This is a genomic window from Micromonospora sp. URMC 106, from assembly GCF_051386395.1.
Lineage (GTDB): Bacteria > Actinomycetota > Actinomycetes > Mycobacteriales > Micromonosporaceae > Micromonospora.
On record NZ_JBPQTP010000014.1, the window covers coordinates 13,903 to 39,372 of the forward strand.

Genomic DNA, 25,470 nt, shown 5'->3' on the forward strand with positions numbered 1-25,470 from the left:
ATGTCGGTCGAGACAGACACACCCGAGCGGGCACGGCCGGAACCCATCCGGGCCGTGCCCGTGCGGCATCCCGGGCGGTGGGTCGCCGTCGCCGTGATCGGGGTGCTGGTGGCCATGTTCGTCCACCTGCTGGTGACGAACAAGGCGTTCAACTGGTCGTTCATGGTCGACGAGATGTTCCGCCCGCCGATCATGGAGGGGGTGCGCGGCAGCATCGCGCTGTTGGTGACCTCGATGCTGATCGGTGTCGTGCTGGGCGTCGTGCTCGCCGTCATGCGGCTGTCGGAGAACCCGGTCCTGCGCGGCGTCGCCTGGGCGTACACCTGGTTCTTCCGGGCGGTGCCCCGGCTGGTGCTGGCGATCCTCTTCGGCAACCTGGGCATCCTCTGGGCCCGGATCGAGTTCGGCCTGCCCTTCGACCGGCAGATCGGTGCCCTGTTCGGGGTCGACGACTTCGAGGCGCGGCTGTTCGGCTTCTCCTCCGTCGACATCCTCACCGGCTTCGTCGCCGGCATGCTGGCGTTGGGCCTGTCGGAGGCCGCCTACATGGCGGAGATCGTGCGGGCCGGCATCCAGTCGGTCGACGAGGGGCAGACGGAGGCCGCGCAGGCCCTCGGCATGCGGCGCGGGCAGATCCTGCGCCGGATCGTGCTGCCGCAGGCCATGCGGGTGATCGTTCCGCCGACGGGCAACGAGACCATCGCGATGCTCAAGGACACCTCGCTGGTCGCCTTCGTGCCGGTTTCGGCCGAGCTGTTCTTCCAGCTCCGGGCCGTCGGCAGCCGGACGTTCCAGGTCTTCCCGATGTTGGTGGCGGCGACCATCTGGTACCTGCTGCTGACCAGCGTGCTGCTGGTGGGGCAGTACTACCTGGAGCGGCACTTCGCCAAGGGCGTCGGGCGCAGCGGGCGGGCGAGGACCAGGCTGCGCGGGATCGCGGCGGAGAGCGGCGGCACGACCGGGAAGGTGGACGGCGCATGACCGAGCTGACGGTGCCGGCGCAGGCCGGTGGGCCGGCGGTGGAGTCCGGGCCGATGGTCCGGGCCGAGCAGGTGCACAAGTCGTTCGGGTCGATCGAGGTGCTCAAGGGCATCGACCTGGAGGTCCGCAGCGGCGAGGTGTGCTGCCTGCTGGGCCCCTCGGGCTCCGGCAAGTCGACGTTCCTGCGCTGCATCAACCACCTGGAGAAGATCAACGCCGGTCGGATCTGGGTGGACGGCGAGCTGATCGGCTACCGCGAGCGCGGCGGGAAGCTGCACGAGATGCGGGAGAAGGAGGTCGCCGCCCAGCGCCGGGCGATCGGCATGGTGTTCCAGCGGTTCAACCTCTTCCCGCACATGACCGCCCTGCAGAACGTCGCCGAGGCGCCGGTGCTGCTGGGCCGGGAGTCCAAGGCCGCCGCCCGGGACCGGGCCGCCGCCCTGCTGGAGCGGGTGGGGCTGGGCGACAAGCTCGGCAACTATCCCGGCCAGCTCTCGGGCGGCCAGCAGCAGCGGGTGGCGATCGCCCGGGCGCTGGCCATGCAGCCGAAGCTGATGCTCTTCGACGAGCCCACCAGCGCGCTCGACCCGGAGCTGGTCGGCGAGGTGCTCGACGTGATGAAGGACCTGGCCCGCGACGGCATGACGATGATCGTGGTGACCCACGAGATCGGCTTCGCGCGGGAGGTCGGCGACTCGCTGGTCTTCATGGACGGCGGCGTGGTCGTCGAGTCCGGCAACCCGCGCGAGGTGATCGCCAACCCCCGGCACGACCGGACCAAGGCGTTCCTCGCCAAGGTGCTCTGACCGGGACGCCGGCGCGGCCCGCCCGGGCCGCGCCGGCGCCCGTGCCGGTGTCCCGGAGTGTCGGGGCGGGCGGCTAGAGTCGCTCGCGTGACAGCTACGACGCCGCGCCTGCTCCTCGTCGACGGACACTCCCTGGCATACCGGGCGTTCTTCGCCCTGCCGGTGGAAAACTTCTCCACCACGACGGGGCAGCCGACCAACGCGGTCTACGGTTTCACGTCGATGCTGATCAACGTGCTGCGCGACGAGCAGCCGACGCACATCGTCGTCGCCTTCGACGTCTCCCGCCGCTCCTTCCGCACCGAGAAGTACGCGGAGTACAAGGCCGGCCGCAGCGAGACCCCGACCGACTTCAAGGGCCAGGTGAGCCTGGTCAAGGAGGTCCTCGCGGCGCTGCGCATCCCGGTGGTGGAGAAGGAGGGCTACGAGGCCGACGACATCATCGCCACCCTCGCCTGCCAGGCCCGCGACCAGGGCATGTCGGTGCTGATCAGCACGGGCGACCGGGACGCCTTCCAGCTGGTCGGCGACCGGATCACCGTGCTCTACCCGCGCAAGGGCGTCTCGGACCTGGCCCGGATGGACCCGGCGGCGATCGAGGCGAAGTACGGCGTCGCCCCCGAGCGCTACCGCGACCTGGCCGCCCTGGTCGGCGAGACCAGCGACAACCTGCCCGGCATCCCCGGCGTCGGCCCGAAGACCGCCGCGAAGTGGATCAACACGTACGGCGGGGTCGACGGGGTCATCGCGCGGGCCGACGAGATCAAGGGCAAGGCCGGCGACAGCCTGCGCGAGCGGCTCGCCGACGTGATCCGCAACTACGAGATCAACTGCCTCGTCTCCGACCTGGAGCTGCCGCTGCGTCCCGAGGACGCCCGCTGGCAGGGATGGGACCGCGAGGCGGTCCACCAGGTCTTCGACACCCTCGAGTTCCGCATCCTGCGCGACCGGCTCTACCAGTACCTGGAGGCGGTGGAGCCGGAGGCCGAGTCCGGCTTCGACCTCACCGGCGAGGTGCTCACCGCGCCCGGGGCGGTGGCGGGCTGGCTGGAGACGCACGCGCCGGCCGGCACCCCGGTGGGTGTTGCCGTGAAGCTCGACACCGGGCCCAACCGCCGGCACACCGCCACGGTGACCGGCATGGCCCTGGCGACCGCCGGTGGCGCGGCGGCGTGGCTCGACCCCGCCGCGCTGGAGCCGGCCGACGAGGCGGCCCTGGCGGCCTGGCTGGCCGACGAGGCGCGGCCCAAGGTGCTGCACGACAGCAAGCCCGCCGTGCTCGCGTTCGCCGCGCACGGCTGGGGCCTGGCGGGCATCCTGCGCGACACCCAGATCGCCGCCTACCTGGCCCGCCCCGACCAGCGCTCCTACGACCTGACCGACCTTGCGCTGCGCTACCTGCACCGCGAGCTGCGGGTGGACGCCCCGGAGACCGGCCAGCTCACCCTCGACGGGCTCGGCAACGACGGCGAGGCGGAGCAGAACCTCATGCTCCAGGCCCGGGCCACCCTCGACCTGGCCGACGCGATCGACGCCGAGCTGTCCCGCGACGGTGAGCAGTCCGCCCGGCTGATGGCCGGGGTGGAGCTGCCGCTGATGCGGGTGCTCGCCGCCATGGAGCGCACCGGCATCGCGGCCGACACGCACTACCTCTCCGAGTTGGAGGCGCACTTCGCCGCCGAGGTGAAGGCTGCCGCGCAGGGGGCGTACGCGGCGGTCGGGCGGGAGTTCAACCTGGGCTCGCCGAAGCAGTTGCAGGAGATCCTCTTCGGCGAGCTGGGCCTGCCCAAGACCAAGAAGATCAAGACCGGCTACACCACCGACGCCGACGCCCTGCAGTGGCTCTACGCGCAGAACCCGCACCCGGTGCTGGCCCACCTGCTGCGCCACCGCGACGTCGCCAAGCTCAAGACGACCGTCGACGGGCTGCTCAAGTCGGTCTCCGACGACGGCCGCATCCACACCACCTTCAACCAGACGGTGGCGGCCACCGGCCGGCTCTCCTCGACCGAGCCCAACCTGCAGAACATCCCGATCCGCACGGAGGAGGGGCGGCGCATCCGCCGCGCCTTCGTGGTCGGGGAGGGCTACGAGTGCCTGCTCACCGCCGACTACAGCCAGATCGAGATGCGGATCATGGCGCACCTGTCGTCGGACGACGCGCTGATCGAGGCGTTCAACTCCGGCGCCGACTTCCACGCCGCCACCGCCTCGTCGGTCTTCGCGGTGCCCCTCGACGAGGTGACCGCCGACCAGCGGCGCAAGATCAAGGCGATGAACTACGGCCTGGCGTACGGGCTGAGCGCGTTCGGCCTCTCCCAGCAGCTCGGCATCACCGCCGAGGAGGCGCGCGGGCTGATGGAGGACTACTTCGCCGGGTTCGGCGGGGTGCGCGACTACCTCCAGGAGGTCGTCGCCCGCGCCCGGCACGACGGCTACACCTCGACCATCCTGGGGCGTCGGCGCTACCTGCCCGACCTGGTCAGCGACAACCGCCAGCGCCGCGAGATGGCCGAGCGGATGGCGCTCAACGCCCCCATCCAGGGCTCGGCGGCCGACATCATCAAGGTGGCCATGCTGCACGTCGACACCGCGCTGCGCGAGGCCGGACTGCGCTCGCGGATGCTGCTCCAGGTGCACGACGAGCTGGTCTTCGAGGTCGCGCCGGGCGAGCGGGAGACCCTGGAGGCGCTGGTGCGGCGGGAGATGGGCGGGGCGTACCCGCTGTCGGTCCCGCTGGAGGTCTCCGTCGGCGAGGGGCACGACTGGAACAGCGCCGACCACTGACGGGCCGTCGCCGCCGGACGGCGCCCGGTGCCGGTCCGCCCGGCCGGCCGGGCGGCGTCCGGCCGCGCGTGGTCGCGGGCTCGGCGTCCCGGCGCGGCCGGCGCCGTGCGGCCGCACGCGGTCCCCGGCTCGGCGTCCCGGCGCGGGCGGCGTCCGGCCGTGCGCGGCTCGGCGTCCCGGCGCGGGCGGCGTCCGGCCGTGCGCGGCTCAGCGTCCCGGTCCCCGGCGCTCCTTCGGCGGGGCGCCGCGCCGCTCGAGGGCCTGCCTGGACCGGCCGCCGGGCGCCGGGAGCGGGGCCTTGAGCGGGTCGTGCCCCCAGTTCATCAGGGACCAGCGCCACTTGGTGTTGCGGACGTCGCCCGACGGGCGCTGCGCCATGTGCCGGCGGACGTACCCGACGACCTTGCGCATGTGCCGGTAGTCGCCCTCGGAGAGTTCGGTGCGCTTGCGCCGCAGCAGGCCGATGATCTTCCGGCCGGACTCGTGGCCGACCGACTCGCCGCCGCTGGTGCCCTTCTTCCGCCAGCCGACGTGCTTCGACTCGTCGGTCTCCAGCCACTTCGACAGCTCGCCGGGCTTCATGTTGACCGCCTCGGTGAACTCGCGGTAGGTGTCCCGGCCCTCGTCAGCCCTGCTCATGGCGCAGCACCTCCGGTCGGTGGGCGACGTCCCGGCCCGAGTCGTCGTTGCGGATCCGGTACTGCGGGTCGTCGGGGGACGCGTTCACGGTGTGCCCGCGCACGTGCGTCCGTTCGGTGATCTTCTCCTTGACCACGCCGTACGCCCGGCCGCTGTGGCTGGCCCACGAGACGTGGTCACCCTCGCGGAACTCGTTCTGCTCGGCCATGCCGCGCGGGTACCCGGCGTCGCCGGGCGGAAACGACGGCACCGGCGTACGGGTGATCTCGGCGACTGGACGCCTGATCTCGAACGGTTCGACAGCTCGATCAGTTCGGCGCCGCTGGCGACCGGTTCGTACGGCGACCCGCCCGGCCGGGCCGGAGCGCACCTCGTGTCCGGTCGGTCACGACGCCGGCCGCTCCGCGACGAAGATGGCGGTGCCGGGGAAGAGGCGGCCGCGCAGGGGGCTCCACTGCCCCCAGATCCCCTCGTGCCCCTCGGGCCACTCCGGCTCCACGAGGTCGACCAGGCGGAACCCGGCGCCCACGAGTTCGCGGACCCGGTCGCCGAGCGTGCGGTGCTGCTCGACGTACGTGGCCTCGCCGGTCTCGTCCTGCTCGACGTAGGGGGAACGGTCGAAGTACGAGTGCACGGCCGTCAGCCCGCCCTCGCCGGGGTCGTCGAGGAAGATCCACCGCATCGGGTGGGTCACCGAGAACACCCAGCGGCCGCCGGGGCGCAGCACCCGGAACACCTCGCGCATCACCGCCGCCGAGTCGGCCACGAACGGGATCGCCCCGAACGCCGTACAGGCGGTGTCGAACGCGGCGTCGGCGAAGGGCAGCGCCAGCGCGTCGGCCTGCACCAGCGGCACGCGTACGCCGGTGCGTCCGGCGGCGAGCGCGGCGTGCCGCAACATGCCGGCGGAGAGGTCCATCGCGACCGGCCGGGCGCCCCGCGTGGCCAGCCACCGCGCGGCGGCCGCGGCGCCGCAGCCGACCTCCAGCACCCGCCGCCCGGTCAGCTCGCCCAGCAGCCGTACGTCCGCCTCGCGCACCCCCTCGGGGCACCAGACGAAGTCCACGTCCCCGAGGAAGCCGCCGTGCTCGGCCTGGTAGTCGTCCGCGTCGGCGTCCCACCAGCGGCGGTTGGCCCGGCGCGCCTCGGCGTCGGCCACCCGGCGCCGGGTCACCCGGCTGTCGTCATCCACCCGCTCACGCTAGGCCCCGGGCCCACCCGGCGCGACGGCGGGCGGCCGGCCCCCGGGGTGCGCCGCGATGTGGGCGGCGCTACCGTCTCGGGTGGGGCTGTTGTGACGGAGGCGACACCTGGGGCTGCTTCCTGCCGATATCTCCGCTTTCGCAGGTGGCGCGGCGGCGAGAGGACGGGAGGGCTTGCACGCTGTGGTAATGCAGCGGGTAGGCTAGACGATGCGCTCGCGGATCGTGTGCCTCGGCAGGGAGCAGGTGCGCGGTCTCCGGGACCACTGGCGGAGTTACTCCATGATCTCACTCGATCTATCGGTGTGCCCGGCGACGGATCCGCTGGCGCGAACAGGTCACCGCGACACCAGCCTGCTGTGACACACCATCCGACCGGAGCAACCGCCCACATGACGAGCAGCATCGAGGCCCCCTCGAGCGCCACCCGGGTCACCCACGACGATCTCGGTTCCGAGGAAGCTTTCCTCGCCGCCATCGACGAGACCATCAAGTACTTCAACGACGGCGACATTGTCGAAGGCACCGTCGTCAAGGTCGATCGGGACGAGGTCCTGCTCGACATCGGCTACAAGACCGAGGGTGTCATCCCCTCTCGGGAGTTGTCGATCAAGCACGACGTGGACCCGGCCGAGGTCGTTTCGGTTGGTGACCACATCGAGGCCCTGGTCCTCCAGAAGGAGGACAAGGAGGGTCGTCTGATCCTCTCCAAGAAGCGGGCGCAGTACGAGCGGGCCTGGGGCACCATCGAGAAGATCAAGGACGAGGACGGCGTCGTCCGCGGCTCGGTCATCGAGGTGGTCAAGGGTGGCCTCATCCTCGACATCGGGCTGCGCGGCTTCCTGCCCGCCTCCCTGGTCGAGATGCGTCGCGTGCGGGACCTGCAGCCGTACGTCGGCCGCGAGCTCGAAGCCAAGATCATCGAGCTGGACAAGAACCGCAACAACGTGGTCCTGTCCCGCCGGGCCTGGCTGGAGCAGACGCAGTCCGAGGTGCGCACCGAGTTCCTCAACAAGCTGCAGAAGGGCCAGGTCCGCAAGGGCGTCGTGTCCTCGATCGTCAACTTCGGCGCGTTCGTCGACCTGGGCGGCGTGGACGGCCTCGTGCACGTCTCCGAGCTGTCCTGGAAGCACATCGACCACCCGTCCGAGGTCGTCGAGGTGGGCCAGGAGGTCGAGGTCGAGGTCCTGGACGTCGACCTGGACCGCGAGCGGGTCTCGCTGTCGCTGAAGGCGACGCAGGAGGACCCGTGGCGTCAGTTCGCCCGCACCCACGCGATCCAGCAGATCGTGCCGGGTAAGGTCACCAAGCTGGTGCCGTTCGGCGCCTTCGTCCGGGTGGACGACGGCATCGAGGGCCTGGTCCACATCTCCGAGCTGGCCGAGCGCCACGTGGAGATCCCGGAGCAGGTCGTCCAGGTGGGCTCCGAGGTCATGGTCAAGGTCATCGACATCGACCTGGAGCGCCGCCGGATCTCGCTGTCGCTCAAGCAGGCCAACGAGGGCTTCGTCGAGGGCGAGGAGCACTTCGACCCGACCCTCTACGGCATGGCCGCGACCTACGACGCCGAGGGCAACTACATCTACCCGGAGGGCTTCGACCCGGAGACGGGCGAGTGGCTCGAGGGGTACGAGAAGCAGCGCGAGACCTGGGAGCAGCAGTACGCCGAGGCGCGTCAGCGCTGGGAGGCCCACACCAAGCAGGTGCAGACCTCCCGGGCCGCCGACGCCGAGGCCGCTGCCAACCCGGCTCCGGCCGTCACCGGTGGCACCACCACCTCGACCAGCGCGGCCCCGAGCCGCCAGGCCGAGGAGCCGGCCGGCACCCTGGCCACCGACGAGGCGCTCGCCGCTCTGCGGGAGAAGCTCGCCGGCGGCAAGTGACCCGCTGAACGACGGAGGGGCCCCGTCCCCGCGATCGCGAGATCGCCGGGGGCGGGGCCCCTCCGTCTGCCCGCACCGGCCCGCCGGACCACCGCGTCACGTCGTCCGTGGTCGTGATGGGCGGCTCACCGGGCCGGCCAGGGTGGCGAGGCGGGTTGGTCGTCGTCGCACCTACGCGCTCGTCGCGGCGGCGATGGTGACCGGCTGCCTCAGGATGGTGCGTTGCTTCTCCGGTGCGACCCTGCGGAAGTCGCTGAGGTAGATCTCGTGGTGTCTGCCGGCCATCCGCAATCCGTTGCCCGGCACGAACTCATGGTGCAGTCGCGCCAGCACCTCGGCTTCGTCGTCGAAGGAACCGACGTGCAGCGTCTGCACGCACCGCCCCTCGGACAGCGTCTCCAGCCGGGTGTCGTCGAGACGCGACGGGCGGTTCCTGGCCCCGGCCTCTTCGACGGCGGCGGCGAACATGTCCTGGTCGATCCATTCCGGGACCATGATCATCAGCGTCCAGTCCCACCGTGACTTGTCGCGTGCCGCGGTGAAGGACGCCATGTCCTCGGCCCACCACAGGCCCTCCAGCGGCGGGACGACGTAGTCGCGTCCGAGGTCCCGTTTGCTGGCGAACTTCAGCTTGTAGGCAACCGGGTAGAGGGTTTCGACGGCGGCGGTGAACGCCGGTGCGGTGTTCGGGTCGCCGTGGCCGTCGACCATGAGGTATTGCGTGTCGGGCACGTCCAGGACCCGGAACCGGCCCCGGGCGGCCTGGTAGGCGTCGAGGGTCCTCTTGAAGTCAGTCTTGTCCGTCATCGGGCACCTGGGCTCGGGCGGCGAGCCACTGCCTTTCTGCCTCCAGGAGGCTCAGCGAGTACGAGAACACCTCACGCGCCGGTGGCGGGAGGGGGGCTTGCGCCTGCCGGGCCGCCTGGACCGACTCGATGCGGGCTTCGACCCGCGCGAGCCGGGTGCGCAGCGCCTGTGCGTACTCCCGATCGGAGAGCAGGAGCAGGTTGGCGACGCCGACGAGGAGCGGGTGCGGGACCGGCCGCGGTTCCTCGATGAGGGCCAGCGCCGTGCGCGCCGCGACCTCCCGGCCCTCGGCGGTGGCGTGGAAGACGCGGCGGGACTTCGGGGCGGCGGGGGCCTCGGGAACGTGGACCAGACCGCGCTTCTCCAGCTTGGCGAGCAGGTAGTAGATCGAGGAGAAGCCGACGTCGGACCACTGCCGGATGCCGCGTTGCTCGATCACCTGCTCCAGGTCGTAGCCGTGCCGGGCGCGTTCGATGACCAAGCCGAGCACGGTCAGCTCGGCGGGCGTCAGTTCCACGGGCATATCCTACCGCTAGGATAGCGAGGATCCCGCCGGGTGATCCCCGGATGTCTCCCGGGGGTGGGTCGCCGGGGCGGAAAGGGCCCGGCCGGGCGACCCGGTGCCGGCGGCGCGGTGGCGATCCGGTTGACTGGTGCCGTGCTGAAGGTGGGACTGACCGGGGGAATCGGGTCCGGCAAGAGCGCCGTGGCGAGCCGACTGGCCGAGTGCGGCGCGGTGGTGATCGACTCCGACCGCGTGGCCCGGGAGGTGGTCGCGCCGGGCACGGAGGGGCTGGCCGAGATCGCCGCGGCCTTCTCCGACCGGATCCTCGACGCCGACGGCGCCCTCGACCGGGCGGCGCTGGGCGCGCTGGTCTTCGCCGACGAGTCGGCGCGCCGCCGACTGGAGGCGATCACCCACCCGCGCGTCCGGCAGCGGACCGCCGAGCTGGCCGCCGCGGCGGGGCCGGACGCGATCGTGGTCAACGACGTGCCGCTGCTGGTGGAGGTGGGGCTCGCGCCCACGTACCACCTGGTGGTCGTGGTGCAGACGGCGGTGGCCACCCGGTTGGCGCGGCTGGCCCGCGACCGGGGGATGGACCGGGCGGAGGCCGAGCGGCGGATGGCCGCGCAGGCCGACGACGCCCGGCGGCGGGCCGCGGCCGACGTGGTGCTGGCCAACGACGGCAGCCTCGCCGACCTGCACGCGGCGGTCGACGCGCTGTGGCACGAGCGGCTGGTGCCCTTCGAGGCCAACCTGCGCGCGCGGCGGCCGGTGCGTCCGCACCGCGTCGAGCTGACCGAGGCCGACCCGACCTGGCCGCAGCAGTACGCCCGGCTCGCCAGCCGGATCCGGCACGCGGTGGCCCCCGCCGACCCGCGGCTCGACCACATCGGCTCGACCGCGGTCCCGGGTCTCGCCGCCAAGGACGTGATCGACATCCAGCTCACCGTCCCCACCCTCGCCGACGCGGACGGCCCGCTGGCCGAGCGCCTCGCGGCGGCCGGTTTCCCGCGCCTGCCCGGCGACTGGTGGGACAACCCCCGCCCGCCCGGCAGCGGCCGGTGGGAGAAGCGGCTGCACGGCAGCGCCGACCCGGGCCGCCCCGTGCACCTGCACGTGCGCGCGGTGGACTCGCCGGGCTGGCGGTACGCGCTGCTGACGCGCGACCACCTGCGCGCCGACCCGGACCAGCGGGCCGCCTACCTGCTGCTCAAGCGGGAGCTGGCCGCCTCGGCCCCGGACAGCGTCGCCTACACCACCGCGAAGGACCCCTGGTTCGACGAGGAGCACCTGCGCGCCGAGGAGTGGGCGGCGCGGACCGGCTGGCGGCCCTGACCGGTCACCGGCCGGCGGCCGAGGCCTTCGGGCGCTGTGGCGCGGGCCCGACCGGAGGCAGCCGGGGCACCGCGCCGGGGGCCAGGTCGAGCTGGGCCCAGGTGCCCAACCGGGTCCGCAGCTCCAGCCGGCGCAGCACGCCGCTCCGGTCGATCCAGTAGCGCAGCGGCGTCCGCGACGCGCGCAGCTCGACCACGTCGACGGTCTCGCCGGCGAGGCTGTCCCCGCGCACCCGCAGGGCGGCGCCCCGCTGGTCGGGCGGCCGGGCGGCCCGCAGCGCCGCGTCGAGCAGCAGGCCCAGGTCGTCGGCGCGCGTCGGGTCGGCCCGCCAGCCCCGGGCCGGGGGCGGCAGCGGCGGTCGGCCGGGAGCCTGCACGCTGCCCGGGACCGTCGCGGCGGGCACCTCCGCCCGCGCCACGCCGGCGGCGTCGACGCGCAGCAGCGTCCGGCGCTCCGGTACGCCGAGGTCGGCGACGGTCACGTACGCGGCTCGTCCCGTCCAGCTCACCCAGCCGGCGCCGCGCAGGTTGGTGGCGGCGGCGAGGGGCGCGGAGAGGGTGACGGCGGCACCACCGGCGGCGCGGAGCCGGGCGGGCAACCGGTCCAGCCGGCCCCGCTCGGCGACGGTCAGGGCACGGGGCTGTCCGGGACGGCCGCCGAGGGCGTCGACCGGCCGCAGCGTGGGCCGGTCCGTGCGGGTCAGTTGCACGGTGACCGGCCCGAGGCCCGGCAGCCCCGTCTCCAGCCGGTGCAGGCGGGCGTCGCGGTCCAACCAGTAGCGCGGCTGGTCGGCGGTCCCGGCGGGCGGTGGCGCGCCGGGGTCGGGCGGCGGCGCCTGGAGGATGTCGACCGGCTCCGCCCCGACCGTGGCGCGCCCCACCCACCGGGCGGCCTCCGCGGGCGGCTCGGGGCGGTCCGCGCCGAGCCGGAAGAGCAGGTCGAGCACGGCGGCGAGCCCCCGCCCGGCGCCCGGGTCGTGCAGCCGCCACCGGTCGGCCGGCGGCACCAGTGGCGGCGGCGCGGGGGTCGGCACCGCCGACGGGTCGGGGCGCAGCACGGCCACGCTCGGGGTGGCCTGCAGCAGGCCCCGCTCGGCGCCCGCGCCGGGCCCGCCGACGTCCAGGTAGACCAGCGGTCGCGACCAGTCGACCCAGCCCACGAGCTCGGTGCGCGCCGGCCCGGTGCCGGCCGTCACGCGTACCCCGGCCCGCAGGTCCCGGTAGTTGGTGACCCGCATCGCGGCGAGCCGCTCACGCTCCTCGCCGGTCAGCGCGCGGGGCGGCTCCGGCCCGTCCGGCGCCCAGCTCACCAGCCCCACGACGAGCGCCGTCGCGGAGAGCACGGCCACGGCCGCGAGCGCCAGCAGGGTGGTGCGCCGGCGGCCGGCCACCAGCCGCGGGATGCTTCCGGTGGAAGCGTCGTCGTGCGGCGGGCGGTCCGGCGGCGCGACGGTGCGCTCGGTACGGGCGGCGGAGGTCTCCACGGAGGGTTGAACGGGATTCACCGTCACGGGGTGACGAGCAGGGGCGCTCGCGGCGGCCGGTCAGCGCCTCGGGCGCGACCACGTCGGGTGCGCACGCCGGGCGTGCCGGGTGCTGCGACCCCTGTGCCGGGGGCGGGCCGGCCGCTGAGGGCCCGGCCGCCTGCCCGGTCGGCCGCCGCGAGCGGCCTACACCGAGAGCGTAGCCCGGTGAGATGGGCCACACAATGGCAATATCGAAGCCGATCAGGGACCGCCCGTAGTCGGCGCGGGGTGTCGGACCCCCGGCGTACCGTTGAGGTCATGGCGCTCGACATTCCCCGGCTCGACGGCCGCTTCCAGGTCGTCAGTGAGTTCCAGCCGGCCGGTGACCAGCCGGCCGCGATCGACGACCTGGAGCGCCGGGTCCGGCGCGGCGACCGCAACACGGTGCTGCTCGGCGCGACCGGCACCGGCAAGAGCGCCACCACCGCGTGGCTGATCGAGCGGCTGCAGCGCCCGACCCTGGTGCTCGCCCCGAACAAGACGCTCTGCGCGCAGCTCGCCAAGGAGTTCAGCGAGCTGCTGCCGCACAACGCGGTGGAGTATTTCGTCTCCTACTACGACTACTACCAGCCCGAGGCCTACATCCCGCAGACCGACACCTACATCGAGAAGGACTCCTCGGTCAACGAGGAGGTCGAGCGGCTGCGGCACTCGGCGACCATGTCGCTGCTCACCCGCCGCGACGTGATCGTCGTGGCGACCGTATCGGCGATCTACGGCCTGGGCACCCCGGAGGAGTACCTCGACCGGGCCGTCCGGGTCGCGGTGGGTCAGGAGCTCGACCGCGACCAGTTGCTGCGCCGCCTGGTCGACATCCAGTACACGCGCAACGACATGGCCTTCAACCGGGGCACCTTCCGGGTCCGCGGCGACACGCTGGAGATCATCCCGGCGTACGAGGAGCTGGCGGTCCGCGTCGAGCTCTTCGGCGACGAGGTGGAGAAGCTCTACTACCTCAACCCGCTGACCGGCGACGTGGTCAGGGAGGTCGACCAACTGGTCATCTTCCCGGCCACCCACTACGCGGCCGGCCCGGAGCGGATGGAGCGGGCGATCCGCGACATCGAGGCGGAGCTGGCCGAGCGGCTGGCCGAGCTGGAGCGGCAGGGCAAGCTGCTGGAGGCCCAGCGGCTGCGCATGCGCACGACCTACGACATCGAGATGATGCGGCAGGTCGGGTTCTGCTCCGGCATCGAGAACTACTCGATGCACATGGACGGGCGGCTGCCCGGCAGCCCACCGCACTGCCTGCTCGACTACTTCCCCGACGACTTCCTGACGGTCGTCGACGAGTCGCACGTGACGATCCCGCAGATCGGCGGCATGTACGAGGGCGACGCGTCCCGCAAGCGGATGCTGATCGACCACGGCTTCCGGCTGCCCAGCGCGGCCGACAACCGGCCGCTGCGGTTCGACGAGTTCCTGGAGCGGGTTGGCCAGATGGTCTTCCTGTCCGCCACGCCCGGCCCGTGGGAGCTGGAGCAGGCCCAGGGCGAGTTCGTCGAGCAGGTGATCCGGCCCACCGGGCTGATCGACCCCGAGGTCGTCGTCAAGCCCACCAAGGGCCAGATCGACGACCTGATGCACGAGATCAAGCTGCGCACCGAGCGCGACGAGCGGGTGCTGGTCACCACACTGACCAAGAAGATGGCCGAGGACCTCTCCGACTACCTGCTGGAGAACGGCATCCGGGTGCGCTACCTGCACTCCGAGGTCGACACGCTGCGCCGGGTGGAGCTGCTGCGGGAGCTGCGCAAGGGCGACTACGACGTCCTGGTCGGCATCAACCTGCTCCGGGAGGGCCTCGACCTGCCCGAGGTGTCGCTGGTCGCCATCCTCGACGCCGACAAGGAGGGCTTCCTGCGCAGCGGTCGGTCGCTGATCCAGACCATCGGCCGGGCGGCCCGGAACGTCTCCGGTCAGGTCCACATGTACGCCGACAAGATCACCCCGTCGATGGCGGACGCGATCGAGGAGACCGACCGCCGCCGGGCCAAGCAGATCGCACACAACGAGGCGCACGGCATCAGCCCCGAGCCGCTGCGCAAGAAGATCCACGACATCCTCGACGACATCTACCGCGAGGCGGAGGACACCGAGAACAGCCGGGTCGGCGGCGCGGTGCGGCAGCTCTCCCGGGGCAAGGCGCCGGTCAAGGAGACCCGCAGCCGCAGCCGGGCCGGCGGCGCCGGCCCGGCGCGGGAGGGGATGGCCCGGGCCGAGCTGGCCCAGCTCATCCAGGAACTCAACGACCAGATGCTGGCCGCGGCGCGTGAGCTGCAGTTCGAGCTGGCCGCCCGGATCCGCGACGAGGTCGCCGACCTGAAGAAGGAACTGCGCGGCATGGACGCGGCCGGCGTGAAGTGACTCCCGGGCGTCGCCGGCGCGCCAGCGACGCCCGACCGAGCCCCGCGGGCGGGCCGGCGGTGACGACCCGGTTCCGTCACCGCACTGCCGTGGCGTGCCGGGAACGCCTGGTCGGTCGGCGCGTGCCGGCGCGCGGCGGGCCCGCTCGGCGCACGGGACGACAGCGTCCCGGTTGCGGTACGCGAGCGAACTATTGCGCTGGGTGATCGTCCTGCGTACTCTCCCTCGGTGGGGAGGCGGGGATGCCGTTGCCAACGAGTCCGGTCATTCGACGCGCGCGGTTGGGCGCCGAGCTGCGCCAGTTGCGCCGGCGGGAGTCGCTGACGCTGGAGCAGGTCTGCGACCGGCTCGGTTGGGCCTCCACCTCGAAGCTGTCCCGCATCGAGTTGGGGCAGAGCCGGCCCGACCTCGCCGACGTGCTCGACCTGCTCGACGTCTACGACGTGCCGCCTCCGCAGCGGGACGCGCTCATCGTCATCGCCCGCGACGCGGCCACCAGCCGGGGCTGGTGGAAGGCGCTGGGGGAGATGGGCGAGCGGCAGCGCACCTACGCCGAGCTGGAGGCCGGGGCGGCGACCATCGTGGACTGGCAGCCCGCCGTGGTGCCGGGGCTGCTCCAGACCCCGGCGTACGCGCGGCTGCGGATCGCCGCCGGGCGGCTGCTCGACCCGACGGTCGACGTGGAGGCCGACGTGCGGGCCCGCGCGATGCGGCACGAGGTGCTGCGCCGCGCCGACCCGCCCCGCTACACGGCGGTGCTCGCCGAGGCGGCCTGCGAGGCCGGCGACACCCCGCCGCAGGTGTGGCGCGAGCAGGTGCGGCACCTGGTCGACCTGGCCGGGCTGCCGCACGTGACGATCCGGCTGCTGCCCCGGGGCGTCTCCCCGCGGGGCGGGGCGCAGCCGCTCACGCCGTACTCCTGCTATTCGTTTCCCGACCCGGCCGACCCGCGCACGGTGATGCTGGAGGCGCTGACCACCGACGTGCGGCTGGTGACGGCGGCCGACGTCGACCGGTACGAGCAGCTCACCGACTGGCTGCTCGACGCGGCCCTCGGCCCGGAGGAGACCGTCGCGGCGTTGACCCGGCACGGCGGGGAGTGAGTCGGGACCGGCGGGCCGGCACGCCCGCGGCCCGGCCCCGTCGGACTCCGGCACGCCGCGCGGCCACCGGGCCCGGCGCCCCCGAGCCCGTCGGGACCGGCGGCCGGCGCGTGCACGGCGCAGGGTAGGGCAGGGGTACGACAGCCTCAGGCCGGCACGTCCACGAAGTGCTCGACCAGCGGCGGGTTGGCGAAGTGCGGGCCGATCAGCGCCCGCCACTGCGGGAAGCGCTCGGTGCCCCGGAAGTTCTCCTCGTGCGCCTCGACCGAGTCCCACTCGACCAGCAGCACGAACCGCGACGGGGACTCGACCCCCCGCGTCATCCGCACCGACCGGCAGCCCGGCGTCCCGGCGAGCACCGGGTGCCCCTTGGCGTACGCGGCGGCGAACTCGTCCTCGTGTCCCGGCAGTACGTCGATGAGCGCGACCTCAAGCACCATGCCCGCAGCCTTTCACGTCGGTGTGCCGGCCGGGCGTGGCGGGGGGCTGTTCCCGGTGGTCGGACGGATCTAGGGTGGGCGCGCTGGCGGCCGGGGCCGGCCGCCACCGGTCGTGGAGAGGGAGGCGGCATGATCGACTGGCTCACCGGCACGGCGTTCACCGTGGCGGGCACCGGCACCACCCGGGCGGAGCTGCTGGGCTTCGCCACGGGGGTGCTCAACGTGTGGCTGGTGGCCCGGCAGCGGATCGCCAACTGGCCGGTCGGCATCGCCAACGTCCTGCTGCTGATGCTGCTGTTCTGGACCGCCGGCCTGTACGCCGACGCCGGCCTCCAGGTCGTCTACGTCGGCCTGGGCCTCTACGGCTGGTGGGCGTGGCTCTACGGCGGCGAGCGGCGTACCCGGCTCACGGTCACCCGGACCGGCCGCCGGGAGTGGTGGGCGCTGGGCGTCGCCGGGGTGGCGCTGACCGGCGCCCTGTGGGCGCTGCTGGACGGGGCCACCGACTCGACCGTGCCGCTGCCGGACGCGCTGACGACCGCGCTGTCGCTGCTGGCCACGTACGGGCAGACCCGCAAGCGGGTGGAGAGCTGGTGGCTGTGGATCGCCGCCGACGTGATCTACATCCCGCTGTACGCCTACAAGGGCCTGTACCTCACGGCGGCGCTCTACCTGATCTTCCTCGGGCTCTGCGTGCTCGGGCTGCGCGAGTGGCGGGCGGACCTGCGGCGCGGCGCCGCGGCGACGCCGGTGCCGCCCGGCCCGGCTCCGGTGTCGGCGTGAGCGCGGGGACGCCCGCCGTCCCGGGCGGACCGGCGGCGCCGGAGTTCGGGCACGGGCTGGTGGTGGGGAAGTTCTATCCGCCGCACGCGGGTCACCACGCGCTGATCGAGGCCGCCGCCGCCCGCTGTGCGGCCGTCACCGTGGTGGTGGCCCCGTCGCGCCGGGAGTCGATTCCACTCGACCTGCGGCTGGACTGGCTGCGCGAGGTGCACGCGGGCACCCCGTGGGTCCGCTTCGTCGGCCGGTACGACGACCACCCGGTGGACTACGCCGACCCGACGGTGTGGGACCTGCACTGCGCCGTGTTCCGCGAGGCGCTGGGCGGGCGGCGGGTCGACGCCGTCTTCTCCTCCGAGGCGTACGGCGAGGAACTGGCCCGGCGCTTCGACGCCGTCGGGGTGTGCGTGGATCCGGGGCGGCGGAGCGTGCCGGTCTCCGGGACGGCGGTGCGCGCGGACCCGGCGGGCCACTGGGACCGGCTCAGCGCGCCGGTGCGGGCCTGGTTCGTGCGGCGGGTGGTGGTGCTCGGCGCCGAGTCCACCGGCACGACCACGATGGCCGCCGCCCTCGCGGCCCACTACGGCACCCGCTGGGTCCCGGAGTACGGCCGGGAACTGACCGAGCGGAAGCTGGCCCGGCTGCGCGAGCGGGATCCGGCGGCCACGATCTTCGACGTGGCGTGGGACCGCGACGACTTCGCCGAGGTGGTGCGGGAACAGCAGGCGGCGGAGGACGCCGCGGCCCGCTCGTGCGGCCCGCTGCTGTTCTGCGACACGGACGCCCGGGCGACCGCGGTCTGGGAGGAGCGCTACCTCGGGTCGACCTCGGCGCGGGTGCGCGCGGCGGCCCGCCGGCCCGCGCTGTACCTGCTGACCGACCACGTGGGGGTGCCCTTCGACGACGACGGGCTGCGTGACGGCGAGCACCTGCGGCCGTGGATGACCGCGCGGTTCCGGGCGCAGCTGGCCGGCTGTGGCGTGCCGGTGGTCGAGCTGGCCGGCCCGCATCCGCGGCGACTGGCCCGCGCGGTGGCGGCCTGCGACGCGCTGCTCGCGGCCGGCTGGTCGCTGGCGGATCCGGTGGCGCCCGCCGGGCCCCCGGCCGATCCGGCGGCTGCCGATCCGGCGCACCTAGCCTCCTAGGATGCCTTAGAAGTGGTGCGCCCCGTCTCGCCGGAAGGGTCAGGATCAAGCGGTTGGTGCCCGTATCGCCCGAAAGTACCGCGCACGGGTGGGGCGGAAGCGTCACCGGCCGGGGAGGGTGGGGGAGGACACCGACAGCCCGAGGTGCGGTGACTGGGCGTGGTGGGCAAGAATGGCGGACGAGGAGGGGAGTATTCCCCCGCGACGGAGTCGTCAGCACGGTCGAGCGCCACCCCCGGTGCGCGACCCGGCCCCGTCGGTCACCGCCCCCAGGGACGGTGACGGAAGAGACCTCCGACAGTCACCAGAGTCAGCGTCACCGGCACACCGCGCCCACCGAGGGCGTACGGTGTGCCCGTCGTTGCGTGTCTGCCGGAGGAATGAACTTTGGACGTGTCCGGACTGGTCTGGGCGGGGACCCTCGTCGTACTGACCGCGATCCTGCTCGTGGATCTGCTGATCATCGGTCGGCGGCCGCACGAGCCGAGCGTGCGTGAGTCGAGCCTGTGGGTCGGCTTCTATGTCGCCCTGGCCCTGATCTTCGGCGCCGGCGTCTGGCTCGCCTCCGGGGCGAGCGCGGCGGGGCAGTTCTACACCGGCTGGCTGACCGAGTACAGCCTCTCGGTCGACAACCTCTTCGTCTTCGTCATCATCATGGCGCGGTTCGGGGTGCCCCGGAAGTACCAGCAGAAGGTGCTGCTCGTCGGCATCGTGCTCGCGCTGGTCATGCGGGGCGGCTTCATCGCCGCCGGCGCCGCGCTGATCTCCCAGTTCTCCTGGGTGTTCTACATCTTCGGCGCGTTCCTCATCTACACCGCGATCAACCTCGCCCGGCAGGGCGAGCCGGACGAGGACGAGTTCACCGAGAACGTGCTGATCCGGTGGAGCCGCAAGGCGCTGCCGATCTCCCGGGACTACGACGGTGCCCGGCTGACCACCCACACGCCGAAGGGCAAGCGGATGTTCACCCCGATGCTGATCGTCATGATCGCCATCGGCACCACCGACCTGATCTTCGCGCTGGACTCGATCCCGGCGATCTTCGGCATCACCCAGGAGCCGTACCTGGTCTTCACCGCCAACGTCTTCGCGCTGATGGGTCTGCGGCAGCTCTACTTCCTGCTCGGCGGCCTGCTGGACCGGTTGATCTACCTCAGCTACGGCCTGGCCGTGGTGCTCGGCTTCATCGGCGTCAAGCTGGTGCTGGAGGCCCTCGCCGACAACAACCTGCCGTTCATCAACGGCGGCGAGCACGTCTCCTGGGCCCCGCACATCCCGATCTGGCTCTCGCTGATGATCATCCTCGGCACCCTCGCCGTGGCCACCGCGGCCAGCCTCGTCAAGTCCTCCCGGGACCGACGCCGGATGCTGACCAAGGCCAGCCACTGACGCGTACCCGCCGCGACGAGGGGGCGCTCCCGGCCGGGAGCGCCCCCTCGTGCCGTACGGGGGTCAGACCCGGTGCGCGCCGACCAGGGTGGCGGTGCGCTCGGCCGGCAGTCGCTCCTCCAGCACCCGGCGCTGCCGGTAGCAGGCGTGCAGCATCCGCCGGTCGTCGTCGGGTCCCGGCTCGGCGGTGACGATGCCGATGTGGTGGATCTTCCGTCCGGGCCGGGCGAAGAAGTACAGGTCGCCGGGGCGTTCCGTGCCCAGCGGCACCGGCCTGGTCGCCGCCGCCTGGTCGTCGGCGTCGCGCGGCAGCAGCACGCCGAGTCGCCGCCAGGCCAGGTGAACCAGGCCGGAGCAGTCGATGCCGTACGCCGACACCCCGCCCCAGATGTAGACCACGTCGAGCAGCCGTTGGGCGACGGCCAGCACCTCCCCGGCCGACGGGGGCGTGGTGGGGACCGGCACGGCGTGGGCGGCGGGCAGCCAGAGCGGGTCGGCGTGACCGGGCGCGTGCACGGGGCGCCAGCCGTCGACCGGCGGGCCGGCCGGGACCAGCCGGGTGCCGAGCACCACCCCGGGCACCGCCTCGGCCCCACCCGGCGCGGTCCGCAGGGCGGTGACGGTGGCGTCGACCACGAGCGGCTCGGCGTCGGCGACGCCCGCGTCGGGGACGAGCTGCTCGGCGGGCAGCCAGCCGGGGTAGCCGCGCGGGTGCAGCTTGGCGGCCGGCTGCTCGACGGCGACCACGTGCGCCCAGCCGTCCGGGCGGACCTCGGTGACGAGCACCCGCTCGCCGAGCAGCAGTTGGCTCAGCACGCAGTCACCGACCTGCTGGTCGGTGTCCATGCCGGCGATCCAGCCGGCGATGTCGGTGCGCGCGGCGAGGGCGGGGCGGTCGACGGCCCGTACGGCCTCGGGGGAGGTCCAGAGGGTCGCGACGGCGACCCGGACCACGGCCTCCCGGCCCGGTTGCAGCTCCACGTCCACCCCCAGCTCGGTTGTTCCCCGCGACCCTATGAAAGTTTCCGTCGGGCATCAATCACGAGACTGCATCTTTGCTTCAGTCACGGACGTCACGCCGAGCCCCGGCGCGTCCGGCAGGACGACGGTCGCGCCGTCGTACCGGAGGCCGCCCCGCACCGGCGACCAGGCCAGCCACCAGGCGGCGTCCAGGTCGGCGACAGCCGTGGTGCGGTAGGCGGCGACCAGGCTGGCGGCGGCGCCGATGCCCACCTGGCTCTCCATCATCGACCCGACGAGCGTGCCGAGGCCGTGCGCGGCGGCCAGGTCGAGCAGGGTCCGGGCGGGGTGCAGGCCGCCGCACTTGGCGAGCTTGACGTTGACCATGTCGGCGGCCCGGCGGCGGATCACCTCGACCAGGTCCCGGACGCCGAAGACCGACTCGTCGGCGAGGATCGGCACCTCCACCCGGTCGCTGACCCAGGCCAGCCCGTCCAGGTCCCAGCGGGGGACGGGTTGCTCGACCAGTTCCACGTCGAGCCCCGCGTCCTCGACGCCACGGATCACCCGGACCGCCTCGCGCGGGGTCCACCCCTGGTTGGCGTCGAGCCGGATCCGCACGTCCGGGCCGACCGCCGCCCGCACGGCGCGGACCCGCTCCAGGTCGCCGGCGGCGTCGGTGCCCACCTTCATCTTGAGCACGCCGAAGCCCTCGGCCTGCCGCTGCCGGGCCGCCGCCGCCAGGTCCACGGCGTCGCCCGCGGCGAGCGTGACGTCCGTGGGGACCCGCAGGCCCGTGCCGCCCAGCAGCCGCACCAGCGGTACCCCGAGCCGCCGCGCCGCCAGGTCGTGCAGCGCGACGTCGACGGCCGCCTTCGCCGCCTCGTTGCCGGCGACGGCCCGCTGCACCTCGGTGCACCGGGCCACCAGGTCGTCGGGGTCGCGGCCGGTGAGCGCCGGGCCGAGCAGGTCGCGGACGCACGCCTCGGAGCCGGCGACCGAGGCGCCGGTCACCTGCCACACCTGGGGCGCCTCGCCGTAGCCGGAGCGGCCGTCGGCGTCGACGACCTCCACCACCAGGGTCTCCACGGTGGTCGTGCGGCGCAGCGCGGTGACGAACGGGGTGTGCAGGGGCGCGGAGAGCCGGTGGGTGCGTACCGCGGCGATCGTCATGTGGGGCACCCTATACGGACACGCGCAGCCGAAGGGGAGGCCGCATGAGCGGGCGGAGCGAGCGGATCGTCAGGCGCGGGGCGGTGGTGCCTCATGGCGGCACGCGGCGCAGCGGAGTGCAGGCATGAGCGGGCGGGACTGGGAACTGGTGGGCGCGCCGAACGCCCGGGATCTCGGCGGGCTGGTCGGGGCGGACGGTCGGCGGGTGCGCAGGGGCGTGCTGATCCGCACCCCGGCGCTGGGCCGCCTCGCCGACGAGGACCTGCCGGTGCTGGCGAAGCTCGGCCCGGCCTGCGTGGTCGACCTGCGGGACCACTCGGAGATCGCGGTCGCCCCGCCGGACCGGCTGCCGGGCGAGCCGACGGTGGTGCACCTGCCGGTGCACGACGCCGAACACCCCGTCTTCACCTACGTCTCGGCGGTGCTGCTCGGCCATGACCTGGGCGCGTACGCGGCCCTGGCCGAGGAGGGCACCCCGGCGGCGATGGCGGCGATCTACCGCTGGTTCGTCACCGGGGAGTCGGCGCGGGAGAGCTTCGGCGCGGCGGTGCGGCTGGCGGCGGAGGCGCGGAACCTGCCGCTGGTCTACCACTGCTCGGCCGGCAAGGACCGCACCGGCTGGCTGACGGTGCTGCTGCTCAACGCGCTCGGCGTGGACGAGGCGGCGATCCGGGCGGACTACCTGGCCAACAACCGGCTGACCGAGAGCCTGCGGGAGGTCATCCTGGAGGCGATGCGCCGGCGGCAGCCGGGGCTGGACGTCGCGGCGGTGCGCCCGGTGCTGGAGGTGCGTCCGGAGTACCTCGACGCCGCGTACGCGGAGGTGCGCCGGGTGCACGGCTCGTTCGCGGCGTACCTGCGGGACGGGCTGGGGGTCACCGACGACATCGTGGCGGCGCTGCGGGCGCAGCTGCTGGAGTGACGGCTGAGGGCAGCCCGTACGCGTCGGCGAGCGCGTCGATCTCGGCGCGGAGCAGGGTGGCCGGCGCGAAGCCCATCCCGGCGAAGTGGCCGACCGCCTCCAGCCCGATGACGCCGTGCAGGCGGGCCCAGACGGTGACGGCGCCCGCCAGCGCGGCCCCGGCGTCGGCGTCGGTCGCGTACGCCGCGACCCAGGCGGCCACCTCGGGCGTGCCGGCGGACCAGTGGTCGAGTTGGTCGCGCAGGGCGGTGCCGGCGGGGCCGGGTCGCCCGTGGGCCAGGACGCCGAGGAACGGGCCGAGCACGGCCCGGGCCCGGTCGACGGTCTCGGGCGGGGCCTGGTAGGTGGGGCTCGGCGGGCCGGTGAGCAGGAGATAGGTCTGCGGGTGGGCGACCGCCCAGGCGTGGAACGCCTCGGCGAGGGCGTGCAGGCGGGCGCGGGCGGGTTGCCCGGCCGACGCCTCGGCGGCCCGGGCCACGGCGGTGGCCAGGTCGGCGTACCCGTCGAGGATCAGCTCGGTGAGCAGCTCGTCGCGGCTGCCGAAGTACTTGTAGAGGGCCGGGCCGGAGACGCCGAGCCGCTTGGCGATGCCGTTGAGGGCGACGGCGCCCGCGCCGCCGGAGGCGACCTGGTCCAGGGCGGCCCGCTTGATCTCGGAGCGGACCTGGGCGCGGTACCGCCCGCGCGGGCTGTCGTCGGTCTTCGGCACGTCGTCTCTCCGTCCGTCGGCCGCGTGACGTGCGGCACCGTTGACAGATCATAACTTCGGTTAGAAGCTATAACCATCGCGAGCACATCTAACCAAGGAGTCGAGATGTCTGGGGAACTGCACGTCGTCCTGGGTGCCGGGCCCGCCGGCACCACCCTCGCCACCCACCTGGTCGACGGGGGCCGCCGGGTCCGCGTGGTCAGCCGAAGCGGCGAGGCCGCCGTGCCGGGCGCCGAGCGGGTCGCCGCCGACCTCACCGACCCGGAGCAGGCCACGGCCGCGCTGGCCGGCGCCACTGTCGTCCACCACTGCGCGAACGTGCCCTACGCGCAGCAGGTCGAGGTGATGCCCCGCATGCAGCGGGCGGTGCTGGCCGCCACCGCGGCGGCGGGCGCGCGGCTGGTGGTGCTCGACACGCTCTACCCGTACGGGCCGACCGGCGGGGCGGTGATGACCGAGGAGACGCCGTGGCGGGCGGTGGGCGCCAAGGGTCGGATGCGCGCCGACCTGGACGCCGCGTACCTCGACGCGCACCGGCATGGCCGGGTGTCGGTGGTGATGGGGCGATCCGCGGACTTCTTCGGACCCGGCGTGTTCAACTCCAGCCTCGGCGGCACGGTCTTCCCGGCCGCCCTGACCGGGGGCACCGCGCTGGCGCTGGGCGACATCGACCTGCCGCACAGCTACAGCTACCTGCCCGACGTGGCGGCCGGCCTGGCGCTGCTCGGCGACCACCCGGAGGCCGCCGGGCGGGTCTGGCACCTGCCCGCCGCGCCCGCCCCCACCACCCGCGAGGTGCACCGGGCCATCGAGCGCCTGGTGGGCCGCCCGCTCGCCGTCGACGTGCTGGACTCGCCCCGGCCGTGGGGTCCGTTCGACGCGGCGTTCATGCGCGAGTACGCCGAACTGTTCTACCAGTACCTGGAGCCGCAGGTCATGGACTCCACGGCGTTCGAGACCCGGTTCGCGGTCCGGCCCACGCCGCTTCGGGAGGCGCTGGCCTCGACCGTCGACTGGTTCCGTGCGGTGCTGGCCCCGGCGGGCTGAGCGCCGTCACAGGTCGTGTCGGCCGGCCCAGGCGGCGGCGGAGATCCGCGCGATCAGCCGGCAGGCGTCGTCCTCCGCCTCCTCGCCGGTGGGGCCGCCGTCGGCGAGGTCGGTGGTGGTGCAGACGACGATCGCGTACGGCGGCGCGTCGTCGGGGAAGACCACCCCGGCGCCGTGCCGCACGCCGCGCACCCAGCCGTTCTTGTGCGCGATGCGGGTGCCCTCGGGCAGCCCGGCGGCCAGGTCCTCGCGGTGTTCCTGGGCGAACAGCACGTCGAGCATGGCGGCGCAGGCGCCCGGCGGGGCGAGCGGGCCCGGGGTGTGCGCGCCGGCGGCCAGCGCGCCGAGCAGGGCGGCCAGGTCGGCGGCGGTGACCAGGTTGGTGATGCCCGCGTCGCGGGCCGCGAAGTCCTCGATGCCCCGACCGGTGACGCTGTGCCGGGCTCCGGCGAGGGCCCAGACCTCCGCCACCGCCGGCAGGCCGACGTGGCCGATGACCAGGTTGGTGGCCAGGTTGCTGGACCGGACGATCATCCGGTGAGCGAGCCAGCGCAGCGACGCGGTGTCGCCGACCCGGTCCCAGACGGCCTCGTCGTTGTCGTAGTGGCGGGCGCAGGAGAACCGGGGCGCGCCGGGCAGCGCCGAGTCGAACTCGTTGCGCACCGGCACCGGAGCGTCCAGGTCGAGGGCGCCGGCCTCGGCGGCCCGGTGCAGCGCGACGAGCACCGCGGCCTTCATGGTGCTGGCCGCGTAGTGGGTGGCGTCGGCGTGCCGGGTCCAGGTGGGGTCGGCGCCGAGGCGCCCCAGGTACGCCGACACGGTGCCGGGCACCCCGTCCAGGTGTGCGTCGAGTTCGTCCCAGGTCATGCGGGTGACCGTAGCGGATCATCGGCGGGGCGGCGGGCCGGGGCGAGCGGTCGTACCGTGCGGGGATGACGGGCGGAGCCCGGACCGCGCGGGGCGGT

At 73.7% G+C, this 25,470-nt stretch carries 23 protein-coding genes; 12 read left to right on the top strand and 11 right to left on the bottom strand.

Annotation, left to right across the window (positions count from 1 at the left end):
* From ACSNOB_RS07135 to polA, 3 genes are all read left to right on the top strand, one after another.
* Positions 1–981: an amino acid ABC transporter permease gene (locus ACSNOB_RS07135; protein WP_436685803.1), complete on the top strand. Its 981-nt coding sequence runs from the start codon at positions 1–3 to the stop codon at positions 979–981.
* A complete protein-coding gene (locus ACSNOB_RS07140) occupies positions 978–1,787 on the top strand; it encodes an amino acid ABC transporter ATP-binding protein (protein ID WP_436685804.1) in 810 nt (269 codons plus the stop codon). The genes ACSNOB_RS07135 and ACSNOB_RS07140 overlap by 4 nt, the downstream gene beginning before the upstream one ends.
* Before the next feature lie 87 nt (positions 1,788–1,874).
* Positions 1,875–4,574, top strand: a complete 2,700-nt coding sequence (polA, locus tag ACSNOB_RS07145) for a DNA polymerase I (protein ID WP_436685805.1) — start codon at positions 1,875–1,877, stop codon at positions 4,572–4,574.
* A gap of 207 nt (positions 4,575–4,781) precedes the next feature.
* Here the strand turns inward: polA and ACSNOB_RS07150 are convergent, their stop codons facing one another.
* From ACSNOB_RS07150 to ACSNOB_RS07160, 3 genes are all read right to left on the bottom strand, one after another.
* Entirely contained in the window at positions 4,782–5,213 is a 432-nt protein-coding gene (locus ACSNOB_RS07150) for a DUF3140 domain-containing protein (protein ID WP_436685806.1), read from the bottom strand.
* Entirely contained in the window at positions 5,200–5,421 is a 222-nt protein-coding gene (locus ACSNOB_RS07155; protein WP_393103673.1) for a DUF2945 domain-containing protein, read from the bottom strand. Before ACSNOB_RS07155 ends, ACSNOB_RS07150 begins: the two co-directional genes overlap by 14 nt.
* 177 nt (positions 5,422–5,598) lie before the next feature.
* Entirely contained in the window at positions 5,599–6,405 is an 807-nt protein-coding gene (locus tag ACSNOB_RS07160) for a class I SAM-dependent methyltransferase (RefSeq protein WP_436685807.1), read from the bottom strand.
* 402 nt (positions 6,406–6,807) lie between these two features.
* On the opposite strand from ACSNOB_RS07160, the gene rpsA reads away from it, so the two are divergent.
* Positions 6,808–8,298 carry a 30S ribosomal protein S1 gene (gene rpsA, locus ACSNOB_RS07165; protein ID WP_091105097.1) on the top strand — a complete coding sequence of 497 codons (1,491 nt, stop codon included), beginning with the start codon at positions 6,808–6,810 and terminating at the stop codon, positions 8,296–8,298.
* Positions 8,299–8,469: 171 nt separating this feature from the next.
* Here the strand turns inward: rpsA and ACSNOB_RS07170 are convergent, their stop codons facing one another.
* Together ACSNOB_RS07170 and ACSNOB_RS07175 are read right to left on the bottom strand one after the other, a co-directional pair.
* On the bottom strand, positions 8,470–9,105 hold the full coding sequence (locus tag ACSNOB_RS07170) for a GyrI-like domain-containing protein (protein ID WP_436685808.1): 636 nt from the start codon (positions 9,103–9,105) through the stop codon (positions 8,470–8,472).
* Positions 9,089–9,622 carry a PadR family transcriptional regulator gene (locus ACSNOB_RS07175; RefSeq protein WP_436685809.1) on the bottom strand — a complete coding sequence of 178 codons (534 nt, stop codon included), beginning with the start codon at positions 9,620–9,622 and terminating at the stop codon, positions 9,089–9,091. The genes ACSNOB_RS07170 and ACSNOB_RS07175 overlap by 17 nt, the downstream gene beginning before the upstream one ends.
* Positions 9,623–9,763: 141 nt before the next feature.
* Here ACSNOB_RS07175 and coaE point away from each other — a divergent pair, with 141 nt between their 5' ends.
* Complete coding sequence (gene coaE, locus ACSNOB_RS07180) at positions 9,764–10,945, top strand: dephospho-CoA kinase (protein WP_436685810.1); 1,182 nt, start codon at positions 9,764–9,766, stop codon at positions 10,943–10,945.
* Between the two features lie 4 nt (positions 10,946–10,949).
* Here the strand turns inward: coaE and ACSNOB_RS07185 are convergent, their stop codons facing one another.
* On the bottom strand, positions 10,950–12,449 hold the full coding sequence (locus ACSNOB_RS07185; protein WP_436685811.1) for a hypothetical protein: 1,500 nt from the start codon (positions 12,447–12,449) through the stop codon (positions 10,950–10,952).
* A gap of 279 nt (positions 12,450–12,728) precedes the next feature.
* Here ACSNOB_RS07185 and uvrB point away from each other — a divergent pair, with 279 nt between their 5' ends.
* Together uvrB and ACSNOB_RS07195 are read left to right on the top strand one after the other, a co-directional pair.
* Complete coding sequence (gene uvrB / locus ACSNOB_RS07190; RefSeq protein ID WP_393103685.1) at positions 12,729–14,837, top strand: excinuclease ABC subunit UvrB; 2,109 nt, start codon at positions 12,729–12,731, stop codon at positions 14,835–14,837.
* 242 nt (positions 14,838–15,079) lie between these two features.
* Complete coding sequence (locus ACSNOB_RS07195; protein ID WP_436685812.1) at positions 15,080–15,940, top strand: helix-turn-helix domain-containing protein; 861 nt, start codon at positions 15,080–15,082, stop codon at positions 15,938–15,940.
* A 146-nt stretch (positions 15,941–16,086) separates the two neighbouring features.
* On the opposite strand, the gene ACSNOB_RS07200 is transcribed toward ACSNOB_RS07195, so the two are convergent.
* On the bottom strand, positions 16,087–16,380 hold the full coding sequence (locus tag ACSNOB_RS07200; protein ID WP_393103690.1) for an antibiotic biosynthesis monooxygenase family protein: 294 nt from the start codon (positions 16,378–16,380) through the stop codon (positions 16,087–16,089).
* Positions 16,381–16,509: 129 nt separating this feature from the next.
* On the opposite strand from ACSNOB_RS07200, the gene pnuC reads away from it, so the two are divergent.
* From pnuC to ACSNOB_RS07215, 3 genes are all read left to right on the top strand, one after another.
* Positions 16,510–17,163 carry a nicotinamide riboside transporter PnuC gene (gene pnuC / locus ACSNOB_RS07205; RefSeq protein ID WP_436685813.1) on the top strand — a complete coding sequence of 218 codons (654 nt, stop codon included), beginning with the start codon at positions 16,510–16,512 and terminating at the stop codon, positions 17,161–17,163.
* Positions 17,160–18,305 (top strand): AAA family ATPase, encoded by a 1,146-nt coding sequence (locus tag ACSNOB_RS07210; protein ID WP_436685814.1) that lies wholly within the window; start codon positions 17,160–17,162, stop codon positions 18,303–18,305. Before pnuC ends, ACSNOB_RS07210 begins: the two co-directional genes overlap by 4 nt.
* Positions 18,306–18,692: 387 nt before the next feature.
* Positions 18,693–19,694: a TerC family protein gene (locus ACSNOB_RS07215; protein ID WP_436685815.1), complete on the top strand. Its 1,002-nt coding sequence runs from the start codon at positions 18,693–18,695 to the stop codon at positions 19,692–19,694.
* Positions 19,695–19,757: 63 nt separating this feature from the next.
* Here the strand turns inward: ACSNOB_RS07215 and ACSNOB_RS07220 are convergent, their stop codons facing one another.
* Both ACSNOB_RS07220 and ACSNOB_RS07225 read right to left on the bottom strand, forming a co-directional pair.
* Positions 19,758–20,675 carry an NlpC/P60 family protein gene (locus ACSNOB_RS07220; RefSeq protein ID WP_436685816.1) on the bottom strand — a complete coding sequence of 306 codons (918 nt, stop codon included), beginning with the start codon at positions 20,673–20,675 and terminating at the stop codon, positions 19,758–19,760.
* Between the two features lie 54 nt (positions 20,676–20,729).
* On the bottom strand, positions 20,730–21,827 hold the full coding sequence (locus tag ACSNOB_RS07225; RefSeq protein ID WP_436685817.1) for a mandelate racemase/muconate lactonizing enzyme family protein: 1,098 nt from the start codon (positions 21,825–21,827) through the stop codon (positions 20,730–20,732).
* A gap of 124 nt (positions 21,828–21,951) precedes the next feature.
* Here ACSNOB_RS07225 and ACSNOB_RS07230 point away from each other — a divergent pair, with 124 nt between their 5' ends.
* Positions 21,952–22,749 carry a tyrosine-protein phosphatase gene (locus tag ACSNOB_RS07230; RefSeq protein ID WP_436685818.1) on the top strand — a complete coding sequence of 266 codons (798 nt, stop codon included), beginning with the start codon at positions 21,952–21,954 and terminating at the stop codon, positions 22,747–22,749.
* On the opposite strand, the gene ACSNOB_RS07235 is transcribed toward ACSNOB_RS07230, so the two are convergent.
* A complete protein-coding gene (locus ACSNOB_RS07235; RefSeq protein WP_436685819.1) occupies positions 22,703–23,458 on the bottom strand; it encodes a TetR/AcrR family transcriptional regulator in 756 nt (251 codons plus the stop codon). The genes ACSNOB_RS07230 and ACSNOB_RS07235 overlap by 47 nt on opposite strands.
* A gap of 105 nt (positions 23,459–23,563) precedes the next feature.
* On the opposite strand from ACSNOB_RS07235, the gene ACSNOB_RS07240 reads away from it, so the two are divergent.
* A complete protein-coding gene (locus ACSNOB_RS07240) occupies positions 23,564–24,505 on the top strand; it encodes an NAD-dependent epimerase/dehydratase family protein (protein WP_436685820.1) in 942 nt (313 codons plus the stop codon).
* A 6-nt stretch (positions 24,506–24,511) separates the two neighbouring features.
* Here ACSNOB_RS07240 and ACSNOB_RS07245 read toward each other — a convergent pair whose 3' ends face one another.
* Positions 24,512–25,372, bottom strand: a complete 861-nt coding sequence (locus ACSNOB_RS07245) for a serine hydrolase (RefSeq protein WP_436685821.1) — start codon at positions 25,370–25,372, stop codon at positions 24,512–24,514.
* Positions 25,373–25,470: the final 98 nt, after the last annotated feature.